We start from the raw sequence: 15,320 nt of genomic DNA on the forward strand, positions 1-15,320 counted from the left end.
CCGTCGAGCGCCCGAACCCGCACTCGGCCTACCCCCCGATCGCGGACTACGGGTTCCTCTCGGACTGCGAGGTCAACGCGCTCGTCGCGCCCTCCGGCAGCGTCGAGTGGATGTGCGTGCCGCGCCACGACAGCCCGTCCGTCTTCGGCGCGGTGCTGGACCGCGGCGCCGGCCAGTTCCGCGTCGCCCCGGTCGGGCAGACCGTGCCGGCCGGCCGCCGGTACCTGCCCGGCACGATGATCCTGGAGACGACCTGGGCCACCCGCACGGGCTGGGTCGTCGTGCGCGACTGCCTGCTCGTCGGGCCGTGGCACCACGAGGGCGAGCGCTCGCAGAGCCACCGCCGCTCCCCCACCGACGACGACGCCGACCACGTGCTGCTGCGGACGATCCGCTGCGTCAACGGCTACGTCGAGATGTACATGGAGTGCGAGCCGGTCTTCGACTACGGTCGCCGGCCCGGCCACTGGCGCTACGGGTCGGAGGGCTACGGCATCGGCATCGTCGGCGACCCCGAGGGCACGACCGAGCTGACGCTCACGACGGACCTGCGCCTGGGCTTCGAGGGCCAGCGCGCCCGCGCCCGCACCACCGTCCGCGCGGGCGACACGCACTTCATCGCGCTGTCCTGGTCGACGCACGGCGGCCCGCAGACGTACGAGGACGCGCACGCGCGCCTGAACTACACGTCGGACTTCTGGCACGAGTGGCTCAGCCACGGGGAGTTCCCCGACCACCCGTGGCGCACGCACCTGCAGCGCTCCGCGATCACGCTCAAGGGCCTGACGTTCGCCCCCACGGGCGCCATGCTCGCGGCCGCCACGACCTCGCTGCCGGAGACGCCGCACGGCGAGCGCAACTGGGACTACCGCTACTCCTGGATCCGCGACTCCACGTTCATGCTCTGGGGGCTGTACACCCTGGGCTTCGACGAGGAGGCCAACGACTTCTTCTACTTCATCCAGGACGTCGCCGGTGGCGAGAAGCCGCTGCAGATCATGTACGGCATCGGTGGCGAGCGGCAGCTCGACGAGTACGAGCTCGACCACCTGGAGGGCTACGACGGCGCCCGCCCGGTGCGCATCGGCAACGGCGCGTACCACCAGAACCAGCACGACGTCTGGGGTGCGATGCTGGACTCGATCTACCTGCACACGCGGTCCCGCGACCAGCTGCCCGAGGCGATCTGGCCGATCCTGAAGAAGCAGGTCGCCGAGGCCATCGCCCACTGGCGCGAGCGCGACGCGGGCATCTGGGAGGTCCGCGGGCAGCTCCAGCACTTCACGTCGTCGAAGGTCATGTGCTGGGTGGCGCTCGACCGGGGCGCCCGGCTGGCCGAGCTGCGCGGCGACTTCGCGATCGCGAAGGAGTGGCAGGCGATCGCGGACGAGATCCACGCCGACGTGTGCGAGAACGGCGTCGACGAGCGCGGCGTCTTCTGCCAGCACTACGAGACGGACGCCCTCGACGCGTCGCTGCTGCTCATGCCGCTCTTCCGGTTCCTGCCGCCGGACGACCCGCGCATCCGCGCGACGGTCCTGGCGATCGCGGACGAGCTGACGGAGGAGGGCCTCGTCCTGCGCTACAAGGTCGACGAGACCGACGACGGCCTCTCGGGCGAGGAGGGCACGTTCACGATCTGCTCGTTCTGGCTCGTCTCGGCGCTCGTCGAGATCGGCGAGCTCGACCGCGGCCGCGAGCTGTGCGAGCGGCTGCTGTCGTTCGCCTCCGACCTGCAGCTCTACGCCGAGGAGCTCGACCCGCGCACGGGCCGGCACCTGGGCAACTTCCCGCAGGCGTTCACGCACCTGGCGCTCATCAACGCCGTCATGCACGTCATCCGCGCCGACGCCTCGAGCGTCTCGCTGGGCGGCGCCGGCGCGGCGGGAGGCATCTCGTGACCGCCCCCACGCTGCTCGCCGTCGCCGACGCGCAGGCCGCCGCAGAGCGCGCGGCCACCCTGCTGGCCGACGCCGTCGCGCGGGCCACCGCGGGCGGCGGACGCGCTGCCCTGGCGCTGTCGGGCGGCACGACGCCCGTGGCGGCGTACGAGCTGCTCGGCCCGCGCGTGGACGCCCCCGAGCGGGTCGACGTCTTCCTCGCCGACGAGCGGTGCGTGCCGTACGAGTCGCCCGACAGCAACGCGCGCCTGGTGGACGAGGCCCTGGGCCGCGACCGCGGCTACGCCCTGCACCGCCTGACGGGCGTCGGCACCCCGGCGGACCAGGCGACGGCCTACGCGCACGACCTGCAGGGCCGGCCGCTCGACGCCGTCCTGCTGGGCCTGGGCGAGGACGGCCACACGGCGTCGCTCTTCCCCCGCCACCCCGGCCTGGAGGCGGGCGGCACGACCGTCGCGGTGCTCGACTCGCCGAAGCCGCCGCCCGAGCGCGTGTCGCTGACCCTGCCCGCCCTGGCGGAGGCCCGCGAGCTCGTGCTGCTCGTCACCGGCGCCGGCAAGGCCGACGCGCTGGCGCGGACGCTCGGCGAGCCCGGGATCCACGCGCCGGCCAGCCTCCTCCCCCGCGACCGCCTGACGGTGATCGCGGACGAGGCGGCCCTCGGCCCCGCCCGGGCCGCCGGGCTGGTGCCGGCGTGAGCGGCGCCGCCGTCCCGACGGGCCTGCGCGTCTGGCTGGCCCGCCACGGCGAGACGGAGTGGTCGAAGGCGATGCGCCACACGGGCCGCACCGACCTGCCGCTGACGTCGGAGGGCCGCCGTCAGGCCCGGGCGCTGGCCCCGCAGCTGGCCGGCATCGACTTCGCCCACGTCCTCTGCTCGCCGCTGCTGCGCGCGCGGCAGACGCTCGAGCTGGCGCTGCCCGGCGTCGCGGCGCCCGAGCTGGACGACGACCTGATGGAGCGGGACTACGGCGCCGCGGAGGGCATCACGACCGTCGCGATGCGCGAGCGGACCGGCGACCCCACGTGGGAGTCGTGGACGGCCGACATCGAGGGCGCCGAGACCATCGACGACGTCGGGGCCCGCACGGACCGCGTCATCGCGCGCGTGCTGCGCTGCCAGGTGCCCGAGGACGGCGGCGCGGACGTGCTGATCGTCGCCCACGGCCACCTGCTGCGGGTGCTGGCCGCGCGCTGGCTGGAGCAGCCCGCCGTCTTCGGGCAGCGGCTGACCCTGGCGACGTCCGCGCTCGGCGTGCTCGGCTTCGAGCGGGAGCGGCGCGTGCTGCGCCGCTGGAACCTGACGGGCTAGGCGCCGCCGACCGCCGCCGGCGGCGCCGTGCCGTCCGCTCAGGACGCCTCGGTCGCGACCGGCCGGTCCGGGGTCGCCGGCGTCTCCACCGGCCGCCGCGCCGGCGTGCTGCTCCGCCCGAGCAGCGCCACGGCGACGACGATGCCGGCCGCGAAGCACCCCGCGCCCAGGACGAAGGCCAGGCGGTAGCCGGCGACGAGCGCGTTGCGGAGCTCCTCGCCGTCCGCGACCAGCCCGCTCGTGCGGGTCGCCGCCAGCGTGCTGAGCACGGCGAGCCCGAGGGCGCCGCCGACCTGCTGCGCGACCGTGATGACGCCGGAGCCGAGGCCGCGGTCCGCCGGCGCGACGTCGCTCATCGCGACGTGCAGCAGCGGCATCATCGTCAGCCCGACGCCGGTGCCGATCGCCAGGTTGGCCAGGGCGATGGTCGGGAAGTACGCCGTGCCGATGCCGGCGCTGCGGAAGAGCAGCATGCCGACGATCGAGATCAGCATCCCGGCGACCATGACCGGCATCGCCCCGAAGCGGGCGATCAGCCGCGCCGTCACGCCGAGCGAGAGCACGCCCAGGCTCAGGAACCACGGCAGGAACGCGAGCCCCGTCTGCACCGGGCCGTAGCCGAGGACGTTCTCGAAGTAGAGCGTGCCGAGGAAGAACGTCGCGAAGAGGCCGGTCCCGATCAGCGCGCGCACGACGCTCGCGCCCATCAGCCCGCGCTGGCGCAGGATTCGCAGCGGCAGCACCGGATCGGCGACCCGCAGCTCCGTCAGGACGAAGGCGCCGGCAAGGAGCAGCGCCGCGGCGCCGGAGCCGAGCACCCGGGTCGAGCCCCAGCCGTGGTCCACCGCGCCGACGACCGCGAACACCCCGACCATGACGGCCAGCGTGATCAGGACCGAGCCGAGCCAGTCGAGCCCGTCGCCGAGCCCGAGACCCTCGTCCGCGTCGACCAGCAGCCGCGAGACGACGATCGTGCCGACGCCGATCGGGACGTTGACGAGGAAGATCCACCGCCAGCTGATGCCCTCGGTCAGGAGGCCGCCCGCGAGCAGGCCGAGGGCGGCGCCGGCGACCGCGACGAACACGTAGGCGCTCATGGCACGGGCGCGCTCCTGGGGCTCGGGGAAGCCGGTGGCGATGATCGCCAGGATGGCCGCGCCCTGCAGCGCCGCGCCGACGCCCTGCAGGAGTCGGGCGCCGATCAGCATGCCCTGGCTCTCGGCGAGCCCGCAGAGCGCCGACGCGACGGTGAAGACGACGAGCCCCACCAGGTAGACGCGCCGGCGGCCGAGCAGGTCGCCCAGGCGGCCGGCGAGCAGGAGGAAGCCGCCGAACGTCACGAGGAACGCGTTGACGACCCACGACAGGTCGGCGTCGCTGAAGTCGAGGTGCTCCTGGATCGCCGGCAGGGCGACGTTCACGATCGTCGTGTCCAGGGTGATCATCAGCTGGGCGAAGCAGAGGACGACGAGGGCGCGCCACCGGCGGCGGTCGTGGTCCGGGGTGGGCGAGGCGGTGGTGTGCATGAGGTTCCCGACGGTCGGGGGCGGAGGCGGTGCTAGATTCGTGAGACCGCCCGGGCCTAAGTGGAGGCTGCCTCCGGATCATACGGAGGCGACCTCCGGTTCGTCAACCCGGTGACGGAGCGCTGCGCCATGACCCGGGACACCGCCGACCCCCTCGCCCCGCCCCGCCCCCGTCGGGCGGACGCCCGCCGCAACTACGAGCGGCTCGTCGAGGCCGCCCGCGAGGCGTTCGCCGAGGGCGGCGCCGACACGCCGCTGGAGGAGGTCGCCCGCCGCGCCGGCGTGGGCATCGGCACCCTCTACCGCAACTTCCCGCAGCGCGCGGCGCTGCTCGAGGCCGTCTACCTCGAGGAGGTCCAGGCGCTGTGCGACTCGGCCGCCGACCTGGCCGACTTGCCGCCCTGGGAGGCCTTCGCCGGCTGGCTGCGGCGACTGACCGCCTACCTCGTCGCCAAGCAGGCCCTGGCGCCCGCGCTGCTCGGCACGTTCGAGCGCGACGCCGACGTCTTCCAGCGCAGCCGCGCCGCGCTGCTCGCCGTCGGGGACCCGCTGCTCCGCCGCGCCCAGGAGGCCGGAGTCGTGCGCCCCGACACCGACGTCGCCGAGGTGCTGAAGCTCGCCGGCGGCATCGCCAAGATCCCCGTCGAGGACCCCGCCCAGAACGGGCACATCCTCGAGATGGCGCTCGACGGCCTGCGCTACGTCGCTCCCGACCAGGGCCGCTGACCCTCGCCCGCGGGACGCGCGGGACGGCGGCCCACCCGCGCCGGGCGCTGCCTCGGCCTCGTCGCCGACCGTCCGGCGAGGACGCCCCTAGGCGCCGCCGAACGCGCGCTCGAGCGCCGCGACGACCCGCTCCCCCGCGCGGCCGTCGCCGTACAGCGGCGGGCGCTCCGCGGGGACGGGGCGGTCCAGCGCCGCCCGCGCCGCGCCGGCGTCCAGGTCGACGAGGACGTTCCAGCCGGCGTCGACCGTCTCGGTCCACTCCGTCGTGTCGCGCAGCGTCACGCACGGGACGCCGGCCAGGTACGCCTCCTTCTGCACGCCCCCCGAGTCCGTGAGGACGCCGGCGGCGCCGACGAGCAGCGTGGCGAAGTCGAGCGGGCCGACCGGATCGAGCAGCCGCACGCCCGGCGCGGCGCGCAAGCGCTCCTCCAGCCCGTGCTCGCGCAGGCGAGCGGCGGTCCGCGGGTGCACGGGCAGCACGAGCGGACGCTCGGGCGTCGCGCACGCCTCGAGCACGCCGACGAGCGCGGTCAGCCGCGCGGGGTCGTCGACGTTGCCGGCCCGGTGGGCGGTCGCCAGCAGGTAGCCGCCCGGCGCCAGGTCGCGCGCGCCCAGCCAGGCCCCGGCGCGCTCGCGGGCGCGCGGATGCACGTGCAGCGTCACGTCGGTCACCACGTCGCCGACGTCGACGACCTTGTCGCCCAGCCCCTCGCGCGTCAGGTTCGCGGTGGCCGTCGGCGTCGGGACCAGGAGCAGCGTCGACAGGTGGTCGCAGACGACGCGGTTGCGCTCCTCGGGCATCCGGCGATCGAACGACCGCATCCCGGCCTCGACGTGCGCCAGCGGCACGCCCAGGTCGGCGGCGACGAGCGACGCGGCGAGCGTCGTGTTCGTGTCGCCGTAGACGAGCACCGCGTCGACCGGGCCGTCGGCGCGGGCGGCGCCGAGCAGCGCCTCGAGCTCGGTCAGCATCCGGGCCGTCTGGGCCAGGTTGGTGCCGCCGCCCAGCCGCAGCTCGTGGTCCGGGGCCGGCAGATCGAGCTCGCGGAAGAAGACCGCCGACAGCGCGTCGTCGTGGTGCTGCCCCGTGTGGATCAGCACCTCGTCGTGGCGCTCCCGCAGCGGCCGGGAGACCGCGGCGGCCTTCACGAACTGGGGCCGGTTGCCGACGACGGTGACGATCCGCATCGCGCGGGATCGTCGCACGCGCGGCGGCGCGGCGCGGCCGCCGCGGCGCTAGAAGAACGTGCGCGCGAGCTCGGCCAGGCGCAGGTCGACGCCCTTCACGCCCTCGACCTCGCTCAGCGGCACCCGGACGATCTCCTGGCCCTTCAGCGCGACCATCGTGCCGAAGGCGCCGTCGAGCACCGCCTCGGCCGCGGCGACGCCGTACCGGGTGGCCAGCACGCGGTCGAAGGCCGTCGGCGTCCCGCCGCGCTGGACGTGGCCCAGGACGACCACGCGGGTCTCGTAGCCCGTCTCGCGCTCGAGCTCCTGCGCGATCGCCGCGCCGATGCCGCCCAGGCGCTCGTACCCGTACTCGTCGGTGTCGTCGCTCGCGCGCACCTTCTGCGACGAGCCGTCGGCGAACGCCAGGCGCGCGCCCTCCGAGACGACGATGATCGAGAAGTCCTTGCCGCGCTCGTGGCGCTGGCGGATCGTGGCGGCCAGGTCCTCCACCGGCACGTCGCGCTCGGGGATGAGGATGCCGTCCGCGCCGCCCGCGATCCCGGACTCGACCGCGATCCACCCGGCGTTGCGCCCCATGACCTCGACGACCATGACGCGGTCGTGCGACTGGGCCGTGGAGTGCAGGCGGTCGATGGCGTCGACCGCCACCTGCACGGCGGTGTCGAAGCCGAAGGTGCGGTCCGTGCCGACGATGTCGTTGTCGATCGTCTTCGGCACCCCGACGACCGGCAGCCCCAGCCCCTCGTGCAGGCGACGCGTGATGTCCATCGTGTGCTCGCCGCCGATCGCGACGACCGCGTCGACGTCGCCGCGCTCCATCGCCGCCCGCACCTTGTCCGGGCCGTCGTCGTGTCGGTAGGGGTCGTAGCTCGAGGTCGACAGGATCGTGCCGCCCAGGTGCAGGATCCCGGACATCGAGCGGTGGTCGAGCGCCAGGTGGTCCGCCTCGGCCAGCCCGCGGTAGCCGCGGCGCAGGCCGACGGGCTCGTGGCCCTCGCGCAGGAGCTTGCGGCCGACGCCGCGGATGACGGCGTTGAGGCCGGGGCAGTCGCCGCCGGCGGTCAGGATCCCGATGCGCATGGCCTCGGAGCCTAGGGGCCCGGACGGCGCCTGGCGAGGCCCGGCCGTGAACTCCCGGGCGCCGCCCGGGCGGCGTGCGCGCCGGGCGCCGCGGCCGGGGCGCCGGGACGGGGCCGGCGCGCGCGCCGGCCCCGTCCCGTCAGATCCGCTCGATCAGCGCGGCCATGCCCATGCCGCCGGCCACGCACATCGACTCGATGCCGTAGCGCCCGCCCGTGGTCTCCAGGCCGTTGATGAGCGTCGTCATGATGCGCGCGCCGGTCATGCCGAACGGGTGGCCCAGCGCGATCGCGCCGCCGAACGGGTTGAGCTGCTCGTCGCTGATCCCCAGCTCGTCCTTGCACGGCACGATCTGGGCGGCGAACGCCTCGTTGATCTCGACGATGTCGATGTCCTCGATGCTCTTGCCCGTCGCCGCCAGCAGCTTCTGGATGGCGGGGATCGGGCCGACGCCCATGATCTCGGGGCGGATCGCGGCGACGGACGTCGCGATGATCCGGGCGCGCGGGGTCAGGCCGAGCTTCTCGGCCTTCTCGGCGCTCATGATGAGCGTCGCGGCGCCGCCGTCGTTGAGCGGGCAGGCGTTGCCCGCGGTGACCGTGCCGTTCTCGGGGTCGAAGACCGGCTTCAGCTGCGCGAGCTTCTCGACCGTCGTGCCGGGGCGCGGACCGTCGTCCTTCGACACGACGGTGCCGTCGGGCAGCGTGACGGGGACGATCTCCTTGTCGAAGTGGCCGTCCTCCTGCGCCTTCACGGCGCGCTGCTGGCTCTTCGCGGCCCACGCGTCCTGCGCCTCGCGCGAGACGTTCCACTGCTTGGCGACGTTCTCCGCCGTCAGGCCCATCGGCAGGTAGACGTTGCAGATCGAGCCCTCGGAGCCGTCGAGCTGCGGGTGGAACTGCCACTCCCCGCCCTGCACGGTGCGGGACACGGCCTCGACGCCGGCGGCGATGTACTGGTCGCCCTCCCCCGCCTTGATCGCGTGGAAGGCGGTGCGGATCGTGTGCAGGGACGACGCGCAGAAGCGGTTCGTCGTCACGCCGGGGACCTCGAACGGCAGGCCCGCCAGCAGCGCCGCGTTGCGGGCGATGTTGTAGCTCTGCTCGCCCTCGCCGGACGCGGCGCCCATCAGGACGTCGACGGTCTCGGACCAGTCGACGCCCGGGTTGCGCTCGATGAGCGCCTTGATCGGCAGGGCGGCGAGGTCGTCGGCGCGGACGTCCTTCAGCGACCCCTTGACGGCGCGCCCGATGGGCGTGCGGATGGCATCGACGATGACGGCTTCGGGCACGGCACTAGCTCCTCGAGAGGGGGGTGTCCGGCCATGGTACGCCCATTGACTGACGAGTCAATCGGGCCGGTGGGACGCGCGGCGCCGCCGCGGTCGACGGGGTGGCGCGGCGGGCTACAGCCCCAGCTCGCGGACGCCGAGCTCGTCGAAGCCGACGTGGTGCGCGAGCTCGTGGCGGACGGTGATCGTCACCTGCTCGCGCAGCAGGTCCGGGTCGTGCCCGAACGCGCGGCGCAGCGTGTCGCGGAAGATGATGATCCGGTCGGAGTGCTCGTCCCGCGTGGCGCCGTCGCCGACGTACAGGCCGTAGGCGTGGTGCTTGTGCCCGTCGTCCGAGATGACGACCGCGACGTTCGTGTCGAGCACCCGCTGCAGCAGGTCGGGCAGGTCGTCCAGCGCATCGCGCACGAGCGACGCGAACCCCTCGTCGTCGTACGGGTCGGCGGCGAGGAACTCGGCCTCGTCGGGGTCGACGGCCAGGCCCTGCGCGGCCAGGTACTCCGAGCGCTCGACGACGCGCTCGAACTCCTCGTCGGACGCGGGCTCGCGGTAGTCGGCGAGGTGGCCGGTGATCGCGGCCAGGATCGCGACCGCGACGCCGACGCCGGCGCCGACGACGCCGATCGTCTGGACCGTGCGCACCCAGCCCTCCGTGGCCCAGCCCGCGAGCACGAGCCCCAGGACGCACGCGACGCAGAACCCCGCGATCAGGACGAGAGCGGGCGACCGGCGGACCATGGAGGGACCATACGCCACCCGTGGCGGCGCCCGGTCCGGGTGGGGCGTCAGGCGTCCGCGGCGCAGCCGGCGCACACGCCGGTGACCACCACGGTGGCCGACGCGACGCGGTGGCCGGCGGCCTCGGCGGCGCGCGTGGCGGCCGCGCGTCCGGCGCTCGTGTCCAGGTCGAGCAGCGTGCCGCACCGGGTGCACGTGAAGTGGTCGTGCGGCGTGGGGTCCGTGTCGTAGCGGGCCGCGCCCGGGGCGGCCACCCGGCGCACGACGCCGAGCTCGGCGAACAGCTCGAGCGTGGAGTAGACCGTCGGCAGCGCCAGACCGGGCAGGTCGGCCGTGGCCTCGCGCAGCAGGGCCTCGGCGGTCACGTGGCGCGGCGTCGCGGCCACGATCCGGTGCAGCGCCAGGCGCTGCGGCGTCACGCGCAGGCCCGCGCCCCGCAGGCGGGCGACGAGCCGGGCGTCCACCTCTGCGGTCGGGGCGACGGCGTCCATGCGCCCATTCTACGGGGTATCGCCCCGGAACCGCCCCGCCGGAGCGGGACGCCCGGCCGCGCGCGGTACCGTGGCGGGATGGCCGAGCGCATCTTCGATCACCCCGGGCTCGAGGTCGACGGCGAGCAGCTGGCGCGCGAGCTGGAGCGCGGCACCGTCCAGCTCGTCGACGTCCGCGAGCAGGACGAGTGGGACGCCGGCCGCATCGACGGGGCGGTCCACATCCCGCTCTCGCAGCTCGGCGCGCGGACGGGCGAGCTGGACCGGGAGCGGCCCGTCGTGTTCCAGTGCCGCGTCGGCGGCCGCTCGGGGTACGCCGCCCAGGCGCTGCGCGAGCAGGGCCTGGACGCGTGGTCGCTGCGCGGCGGCCTGCTGCAGTGGGACGCCGAGGGCCGGCCGCTCGTGCCCGAGGGCGGCGTCGTCGCCGACCACTGAGCGGCCGCCGGCGCACCGCACCCGAAGCCGTGGCGGGCGGCTCAGTCGCCCAGGTACCCGTGCTGGCGGCGGCAGGCGTCGGCGCAGATCGCGACGATCTCCTCCATGTCGTCCGTGACGACGAACAGGTCCTCGTCGCCGGGCGAGATCAGCCCGTCGGCGAGCAGGCGCTCGCGGAGCCAGGCCACCAGGCCGCCCCAGAACGCGGTGCCGTACAGGACCACCGGGTAGCGGCGGATCTTCTTCGTCTGGACGAGGCACAGCACCTCGAAGAGCTCGTCGAGCGTGCCGTAGCCCCCCGGCATCGCGACGAAGGCGTTCGAGTAGCGGACGAACGAGACCTTCCGCGTGAAGAAGTAGTGGAACGGCACCTCGACGTCCAGGTAGCCGTTCGACCCGGTCTCGAACGGCAGGTCGATGAGCAGGCCGACGGCCCGGCCGCCGCCCTCGCGGGCCCCGCGGTTGGCGGCCTCCATCACCCCGGGGCCGCCGCCCGTGATCACCGTCGCCCCCGCGTCGGCCGCCAGGCGGCGCGCCAGCTCGCGCGCCGCCTCGTACTCGGGGCTGCCCGGACCCGTCCGCGCCGAGCCGAAGACCGTGATCCCGTCGCGGACGTCGCGCAGGGCGTCGAACGCCCGCGTCAGCTCGGCGCCGATGCGCTCGACGCGCTCGGGGTCCGTCAGCTCGGTGCGGACGTCGGGCCACTCGGCGCTGAGGATCTCCTCGTCGGGCGAGGCGGGGCGGCGCGGCGTGCTGGTCACCCTCCGACCCTACCCCGGGACCGGGCGGCGGACGCCACCGGGCCGTGAACGTCCCCGCACGGCCGGCCCTGCGGCGCGCGGGCGAGCGGGCCGCGCGGCTCAGGCGGGGGCGAGGACGGCGCCGAGCACGGCCAGGGCGACGGCGGCGCGGTCGCCCAGCGTCGCGCCGTCCACGTGCTCGTCGTCCGCGTGCGCGCCGCCGCCGAGCGGCCCCAGGCCGTCGATCGCCACCCGCACCCACGGCGCCAGGTGGCTCGCGTCGGACGCGCCGCCCCGGGCGGCGCCGTGGACCGGACGGCCGAGCAGCGCGCCCGCCCGCTCCAGCACGGGCGCGGCCTGGCGCCGGTGGTCCATCCCCGGCCACACGCGCCCGAAGCGCGCCGCGACCGCCACCCCGTCGACCTCGGTCGGCAGGCCCGCGAGGACCCGCTCGATCGGCGCCACGTCGTCGGCCCGCAGGTCGCAGACGAGCTCGCCGGCGTCGGGCACGACGTTGATCGCCGCGCCGCTGCGCAGGATCGTCGGCACCGCGCTCAGCCGGTCCGGCCCGGACGGGTCGTGGTGGGCGGCGATCTCCCGCGCGATCGCGGCGAGGGCGAGCAGGGCGTTGCGGCCGTCGTCCGGCCGCGAGCCGGCGTGCGCGGCGCGGCCGCGGGCGTCCACGCGGATCGCCGCCGCGGCCTTGCGGCGGACGACGACGGCCTCCTCCCCCGCGGCCGTGCGCTCGCCGCCCTCGAAGCACAGGCAGGCGTCCCAGTCGCGGAAGAGCGGGCCGTGGGCGAAGGGCTCCGACCGCCACTCCTCGTCGGCGACGAGGAGCAGGGCCACCTCGGCGAACAGCGTCGACGCCCCCGGCACGTCGGCCAGCGCGCGCAGGACGCCGACCGCGAGCGCGTCGCCGCCCTTCATGTCGAAGGTGCCGGAGCCGTTCCAGCGGTCGCCGTCGCGCTCGAGCGGCCGGTGGCGCTCGTGCGACACCACGGTGTCGAGGTGCCCCAGCAGCACGACCCGCGCCGTGCCGGTGCCGCGCAGGCGCACGAGCAGGTCGGGGGCGTCGCCGGTCGTCGAGCACGGCAGCCGCTCGACGACGGCGGCCGGCGGCAGGGCGTCGCGGACGAGCGCCACGCACACCTCGTGCCCCGCCACGTCGCCCGACGGGGAGGAGACCCCGACGAGCGGCCCGAGCAGCGCGCCCGCGTCGTCCGCCACGCGCGGCGCGGCGTCGAGGAGGGCCTGCAGGGTCGCCGACGGGCTCATGCGTCCAGCCTACGGGCCGGGGCGGGCCCTCCCGCGGCGGGGGTCGTAGGGTGGGGCGCATGAGCTCCGCACCCCGGCCGGGCGAGCAGGCCCCCGACTTCACCCTCGAGGGGACGGACGGCCCGTTCACCCTCTCCGCGCACCGCGGGCGGCCCGTCGTCGTGGCGTTCTACCCCGGCGACGACACGCCGGTCTGCACGAAGCAGTTCTGCTCGTACCGCGACCGCGCGGACGACCTGGCGGCGCTCGACGCGGTGGTCGTCGGCGTCTCCGGGAAGGACGTGGCGAGCAAGGAGGCGTTCGCCGGCCGGCACGGCCTGACGGTGCCGCTGCTCGCCGACCCCGACGGCGCCGTGGCGGCGCGGTACGGCGTCACCTCGCGCCTGACGGGGACGAAGCGCGCGACGTTCGTGATCGACGCCGACGGCCGCGTGGCGTGGGCGAAGGTGCACGCCGTCGGCCTGACGTTCGTCACCGTCGACGAGCTCGCGACGGTGCTGGCGGGGCTGCCGTCCCGCCCCGCCGCCTGACGGTCAGCTCACCGGGGCGCCGACGGTCACCCGCAGGTCGACCTCGCGCCCGGCCGGCAGCGTCACGACGGCGACCCGGCGCACCGTCGGGTCGCGGTCGTCGCGCGGGACGCCGGCCAGGCGGACGGTGCCGCGCCCGCGCAGCGTGGCGGTCCACCGGCGGCCGGCCGCGGGCGTGACGTGCACGACGGTCGCCCCGCCGCGCCGCTCCCACCGCGCCCGCGCGCCGACCGGCACCGGCAGCCGCCACCGCCGCGGCGCCGCGCGGTCCAGGCGGCCACGCAGCCGGAATCCCGCGTCGGCGAACGTCGTCCGCACCGTGGCCGTCCGCCCGCCGCGCCGGACCGTGGCGTGCAGCGTCGAACGCCCCGCGAGCGGCCCGGACCCGCCCCGGGCCCGCAGGCGGACGGTCGTGCCCGCCTGGGCGGCGCCGCCCAGGCGCAGCGCGCCGGCGCGCAGGTCGAAGGCGGAGCGGCGGCCGCCGAGGCCGCCGACCGGCAGCCCGTGGTCGTCGACCAGGCGCACGGGCAGCACGCCCGCCGCGGTGTCCCGCGCCCACGCCACGACCGACGTCGTGTACCGCTGCGTCGTCACGGCGTAGCGGCCCTGGTCGCGGTCGAAGCTGGCGGCGGACGCGGGGTCGCGGGCGCCCTGCGGATCCGGGCACCTCGTGGCGGCGGAGAGCACCCGGAGCGTGCCGATCGCGCGGTCCCGCCCGGCCTCGGCGAACGCGGAGTGCGTGCCGTAGAGCGTCTTCGGCAGCACGCCGTCCGCGTCCGCCACCTCCAGGTACCGCCGCGCGACCCGGGCGCACAGGTCGCGGGCGCGCAGGCGGTCGGCGCGGGGCAGGAACCCCGGCATGCGCGCCAGGTCGGACAGCTGCACCGCCGCCCACCCCCAGTACTGCGCCAGGTAGCGGCGGCGCGCGCCCCAGCCCGTGTCCCAGTTCAGCCCGCCGTCGTTGCCGAAGGCGCCCCAGATCACGCGCCGCAACCACGCCCGGTAGCGCGCGCGCTCCGCGGCGCCCACCGGCATCCCGGCCCGCAGGGCCTGCGGCAGCCACTGCGCGCCGCCGAGCGCGATGAGCGAGTACTCGGGCGTGTCCATCCGGTTGATCACGGCGGCGGGATCGCCCGGCGTGTAGCGGTAGCCGGCGTCGCGGGTGAGCAGGCGCGGCAGCAGCGCGCGCTGGGTGTCGAGCGCCCGCCGGTAGTCACGACGCCAGGCGGCGACGTCGCCGTCGACCAGCCGCTTGGCCCACAGCATCTCGGCGGTCCACAGCAGCTGCCCGATCCGGACCTCGCGCGGGGAGAACATGCGGTGCGCGGCGACGCGCAGGACGACGTGGCGGATCCGGCGGCGCAGGTCGTCGGGCAGGTGCACGACGTCGGCGGCGCGGTAGGTCTCCGCCAGCGCGAGCGCCACCTCGGGGTCGAGCGAGACGTGCTGCGCGCCGCCCGCCGTGCGCGAGGAGCCCGCGACCGCGGTGAAGCCGGGGCGGTGGCGCTGGTCGGGATCGTCGCGGCGGTAGCGCGTGTAGGCGCCGTCCCGGAACGCGGGCGGCCGGGTGAGCATGCCGACCAGGTCGGCGACGCGCCGGTCGTCGACGAACGACCGCGGGCCGTCGCCCTGGGCCGCGCGGACGTGCAGCCGCAGCAGGGCGGCGTTCGTGCGCGTCGTCGGCGGCCCCGGCAGGCTGCCGTACGCGTCGGCCGGCGGGTTCCAGCGGGCGTCGAGCGTGTCGTAGATCGGGGCGTCGCGGGCGATCAGGCCGGGCACCACCTCGTCCGGCAACGGGTCGCCGGCGTCCGGTGCCTCGTCGGCCGCGGCCCCGGGGGCGACGGCCAGCAGCACCGCGAGCGCGACCGCCGCCGCCCGTCGCTCGGCGCGGGGCCCGGGCGCGGACGCGGCGGGACGGCAGGGGCGGTCGGGGACGGGACGGTGCGGCACGGCGGGCTCCTCGGGACGACGCCGCCCCGCGGGACGTCGGGGCGGCAGCGCACACTCTGCCGGGCCGGCCGCGCCGGCGCATCCGGGAGACGCCCCAGTCCTCCCCCGGGGAGTCACGCCCGACGGCGCCG

The 15,320-nt window shown here is 76.0% G+C and carries 14 protein-coding genes and 1 pseudogene; 6 read left to right on the forward strand and 9 right to left on the reverse strand.

Translation table 11 applies throughout. The features are described from left to right. Nucleotides 1-23: 23 nt before the first annotated feature. The 3 genes and pseudogenes from J3P29_RS14030 to J3P29_RS14040 all read left to right on the forward strand — a co-directional run. Nucleotides 24-1,901, forward strand: a pseudogene (locus J3P29_RS14030) (glycoside hydrolase family 15 protein); the annotation flags it as partial. Then, on the forward strand, nt 1,898-2,599 hold the full coding sequence (gene pgl / locus J3P29_RS14035) for a 6-phosphogluconolactonase (protein ID WP_210494153.1): 702 nt from the start codon (nt 1,898-1,900) through the stop codon (nt 2,597-2,599). The pseudogene J3P29_RS14030 and the gene pgl, both read left to right, overlap by 4 nt. After that, nucleotides 2,596-3,213: a histidine phosphatase family protein gene (locus J3P29_RS14040; RefSeq protein ID WP_349239847.1), complete on the forward strand. Its 618-nt coding sequence runs from the start codon at nt 2,596-2,598 to the stop codon at nt 3,211-3,213. Before pgl ends, J3P29_RS14040 begins: the two co-directional genes overlap by 4 nt. 38 nt (nt 3,214-3,251) lie before the next feature. Here the strand turns inward: J3P29_RS14040 and J3P29_RS14045 are convergent, their stop codons facing one another. Then, nucleotides 3,252-4,739, reverse strand: a complete 1,488-nt coding sequence (locus tag J3P29_RS14045; protein WP_210494155.1) for an MFS transporter — start codon at nt 4,737-4,739, stop codon at nt 3,252-3,254. A gap of 129 nt (nt 4,740-4,868) precedes the next feature. Between J3P29_RS14045 and J3P29_RS14050 the strand changes: the two genes are divergently transcribed. Beyond that, a complete protein-coding gene (locus J3P29_RS14050) occupies nt 4,869-5,465 on the forward strand; it encodes a TetR/AcrR family transcriptional regulator (protein ID WP_210494157.1) in 597 nt (198 codons plus the stop codon). Between the two features lie 87 nt (nt 5,466-5,552). On the opposite strand, the gene wecB is transcribed toward J3P29_RS14050, so the two are convergent. The 5 genes from wecB to J3P29_RS14075 all read right to left on the reverse strand — a co-directional run bounded on the left by wecB (nt 5,553) and on the right by J3P29_RS14075 (nt 10,256). After that, complete coding sequence (gene wecB / locus J3P29_RS14055) at nt 5,553-6,653, reverse strand: UDP-N-acetylglucosamine 2-epimerase (non-hydrolyzing) (protein ID WP_210494159.1); 1,101 nt, start codon at nt 6,651-6,653, stop codon at nt 5,553-5,555. Between the two features lie 48 nt (nt 6,654-6,701). Further along, nucleotides 6,702-7,736, reverse strand: coding sequence for an ATP-dependent 6-phosphofructokinase (locus J3P29_RS14060; protein WP_210494162.1), 1,035 nt, complete (start codon nt 7,734-7,736; stop codon nt 6,702-6,704). 139 nt (nt 7,737-7,875) lie between these two features. Continuing rightward, nucleotides 7,876-9,027, reverse strand: coding sequence for an acetyl-CoA C-acyltransferase (locus J3P29_RS14065; RefSeq protein ID WP_210494165.1), 1,152 nt, complete (start codon nt 9,025-9,027; stop codon nt 7,876-7,878). A 114-nt stretch (nt 9,028-9,141) separates the two neighbouring features. Continuing rightward, complete coding sequence (locus J3P29_RS14070; protein ID WP_210494167.1) at nt 9,142-9,765, reverse strand: metallopeptidase family protein; 624 nt, start codon at nt 9,763-9,765, stop codon at nt 9,142-9,144. Nucleotides 9,766-9,812: 47 nt separating this feature from the next. Next, nucleotides 9,813-10,256, reverse strand: coding sequence for a Fur family transcriptional regulator (locus J3P29_RS14075; protein ID WP_210494169.1), 444 nt, complete (start codon nt 10,254-10,256; stop codon nt 9,813-9,815). A 78-nt stretch (nt 10,257-10,334) separates the two neighbouring features. Between J3P29_RS14075 and J3P29_RS14080 the strand changes: the two genes are divergently transcribed. Further along, nucleotides 10,335-10,691: a rhodanese-like domain-containing protein gene (locus J3P29_RS14080; protein ID WP_210494172.1), complete on the forward strand. Its 357-nt coding sequence runs from the start codon at nt 10,335-10,337 to the stop codon at nt 10,689-10,691. Between the two features lie 41 nt (nt 10,692-10,732). Here J3P29_RS14080 and J3P29_RS14085 read toward each other — a convergent pair whose 3' ends face one another. Together J3P29_RS14085 and J3P29_RS14090 are read right to left on the reverse strand one after the other, a co-directional pair. Next, nucleotides 10,733-11,452 (reverse strand): TIGR00730 family Rossman fold protein, encoded by a 720-nt coding sequence (locus J3P29_RS14085; protein ID WP_210494174.1) that lies wholly within the window; start codon nt 11,450-11,452, stop codon nt 10,733-10,735. 99 nt (nt 11,453-11,551) lie between these two features. Beyond that, on the reverse strand, nt 11,552-12,709 hold the full coding sequence (locus J3P29_RS14090; protein ID WP_210494177.1) for a M20/M25/M40 family metallo-hydrolase: 1,158 nt from the start codon (nt 12,707-12,709) through the stop codon (nt 11,552-11,554). Between the two features lie 59 nt (nt 12,710-12,768). Here J3P29_RS14090 and J3P29_RS14095 point away from each other — a divergent pair, with 59 nt between their 5' ends. Then, nucleotides 12,769-13,239: a peroxiredoxin gene (locus J3P29_RS14095; protein ID WP_210494179.1), complete on the forward strand. Its 471-nt coding sequence runs from the start codon at nt 12,769-12,771 to the stop codon at nt 13,237-13,239. A 3-nt stretch (nt 13,240-13,242) separates the two neighbouring features. On the opposite strand, the gene J3P29_RS14100 is transcribed toward J3P29_RS14095, so the two are convergent. Then, nucleotides 13,243-15,189, reverse strand: a complete 1,947-nt coding sequence (locus tag J3P29_RS14100; protein WP_210494181.1) for a hypothetical protein — start codon at nt 15,187-15,189, stop codon at nt 13,243-13,245. Between the last annotated feature and the right edge of the window lie 131 nt (nt 15,190-15,320).

It is taken from the genome of Patulibacter sp. SYSU D01012 (assembly GCF_017916475.1).
In the GTDB taxonomy this organism is placed as follows: domain Bacteria; phylum Actinomycetota; class Thermoleophilia; order Solirubrobacterales; family Solirubrobacteraceae; genus Patulibacter.

Bases quoted from the DNA above. Each gene is read 5' to 3' on its own strand.
- J3P29_RS14075 (WP_210494169.1), bottom strand. From the start codon at position 10,256: ATGGACGCCGTCGCCCCGACCGCAGAGGTGGACGCCCGGCTCGTCGCC.
- J3P29_RS14090 (WP_210494177.1), bottom strand. From the start codon at position 12,709: ATGAGCCCGTCGGCGACCCTGCAGGCCCTCCTCGACGCCGCGCCGCGC.
- J3P29_RS14080 (WP_210494172.1), top strand. From the start codon at position 10,335: ATGGCCGAGCGCATCTTCGATCACCCCGGGCTCGAGGTCGACGGCGAG.
- J3P29_RS14060 (WP_210494162.1), bottom strand. From the start codon at position 7,736: ATGCGCATCGGGATCCTGACCGCCGGCGGCGACTGCCCCGGCCTCAAC.
- J3P29_RS14045 (WP_210494155.1), bottom strand. From the start codon at position 4,739: ATGCACACCACCGCCTCGCCCACCCCGGACCACGACCGCCGCCGGTGG.
- wecB (WP_210494159.1), bottom strand. From the start codon at position 6,653: ATGCGGATCGTCACCGTCGTCGGCAACCGGCCCCAGTTCGTGAAGGCC.
- J3P29_RS14070 (WP_210494167.1), bottom strand. From the start codon at position 9,765: ATGGTCCGCCGGTCGCCCGCTCTCGTCCTGATCGCGGGGTTCTGCGTC.
- J3P29_RS14050 (WP_210494157.1), top strand. From the start codon at position 4,869: ATGACCCGGGACACCGCCGACCCCCTCGCCCCGCCCCGCCCCCGTCGG.
- J3P29_RS14095 (WP_210494179.1), top strand. From the start codon at position 12,769: ATGAGCTCCGCACCCCGGCCGGGCGAGCAGGCCCCCGACTTCACCCTC.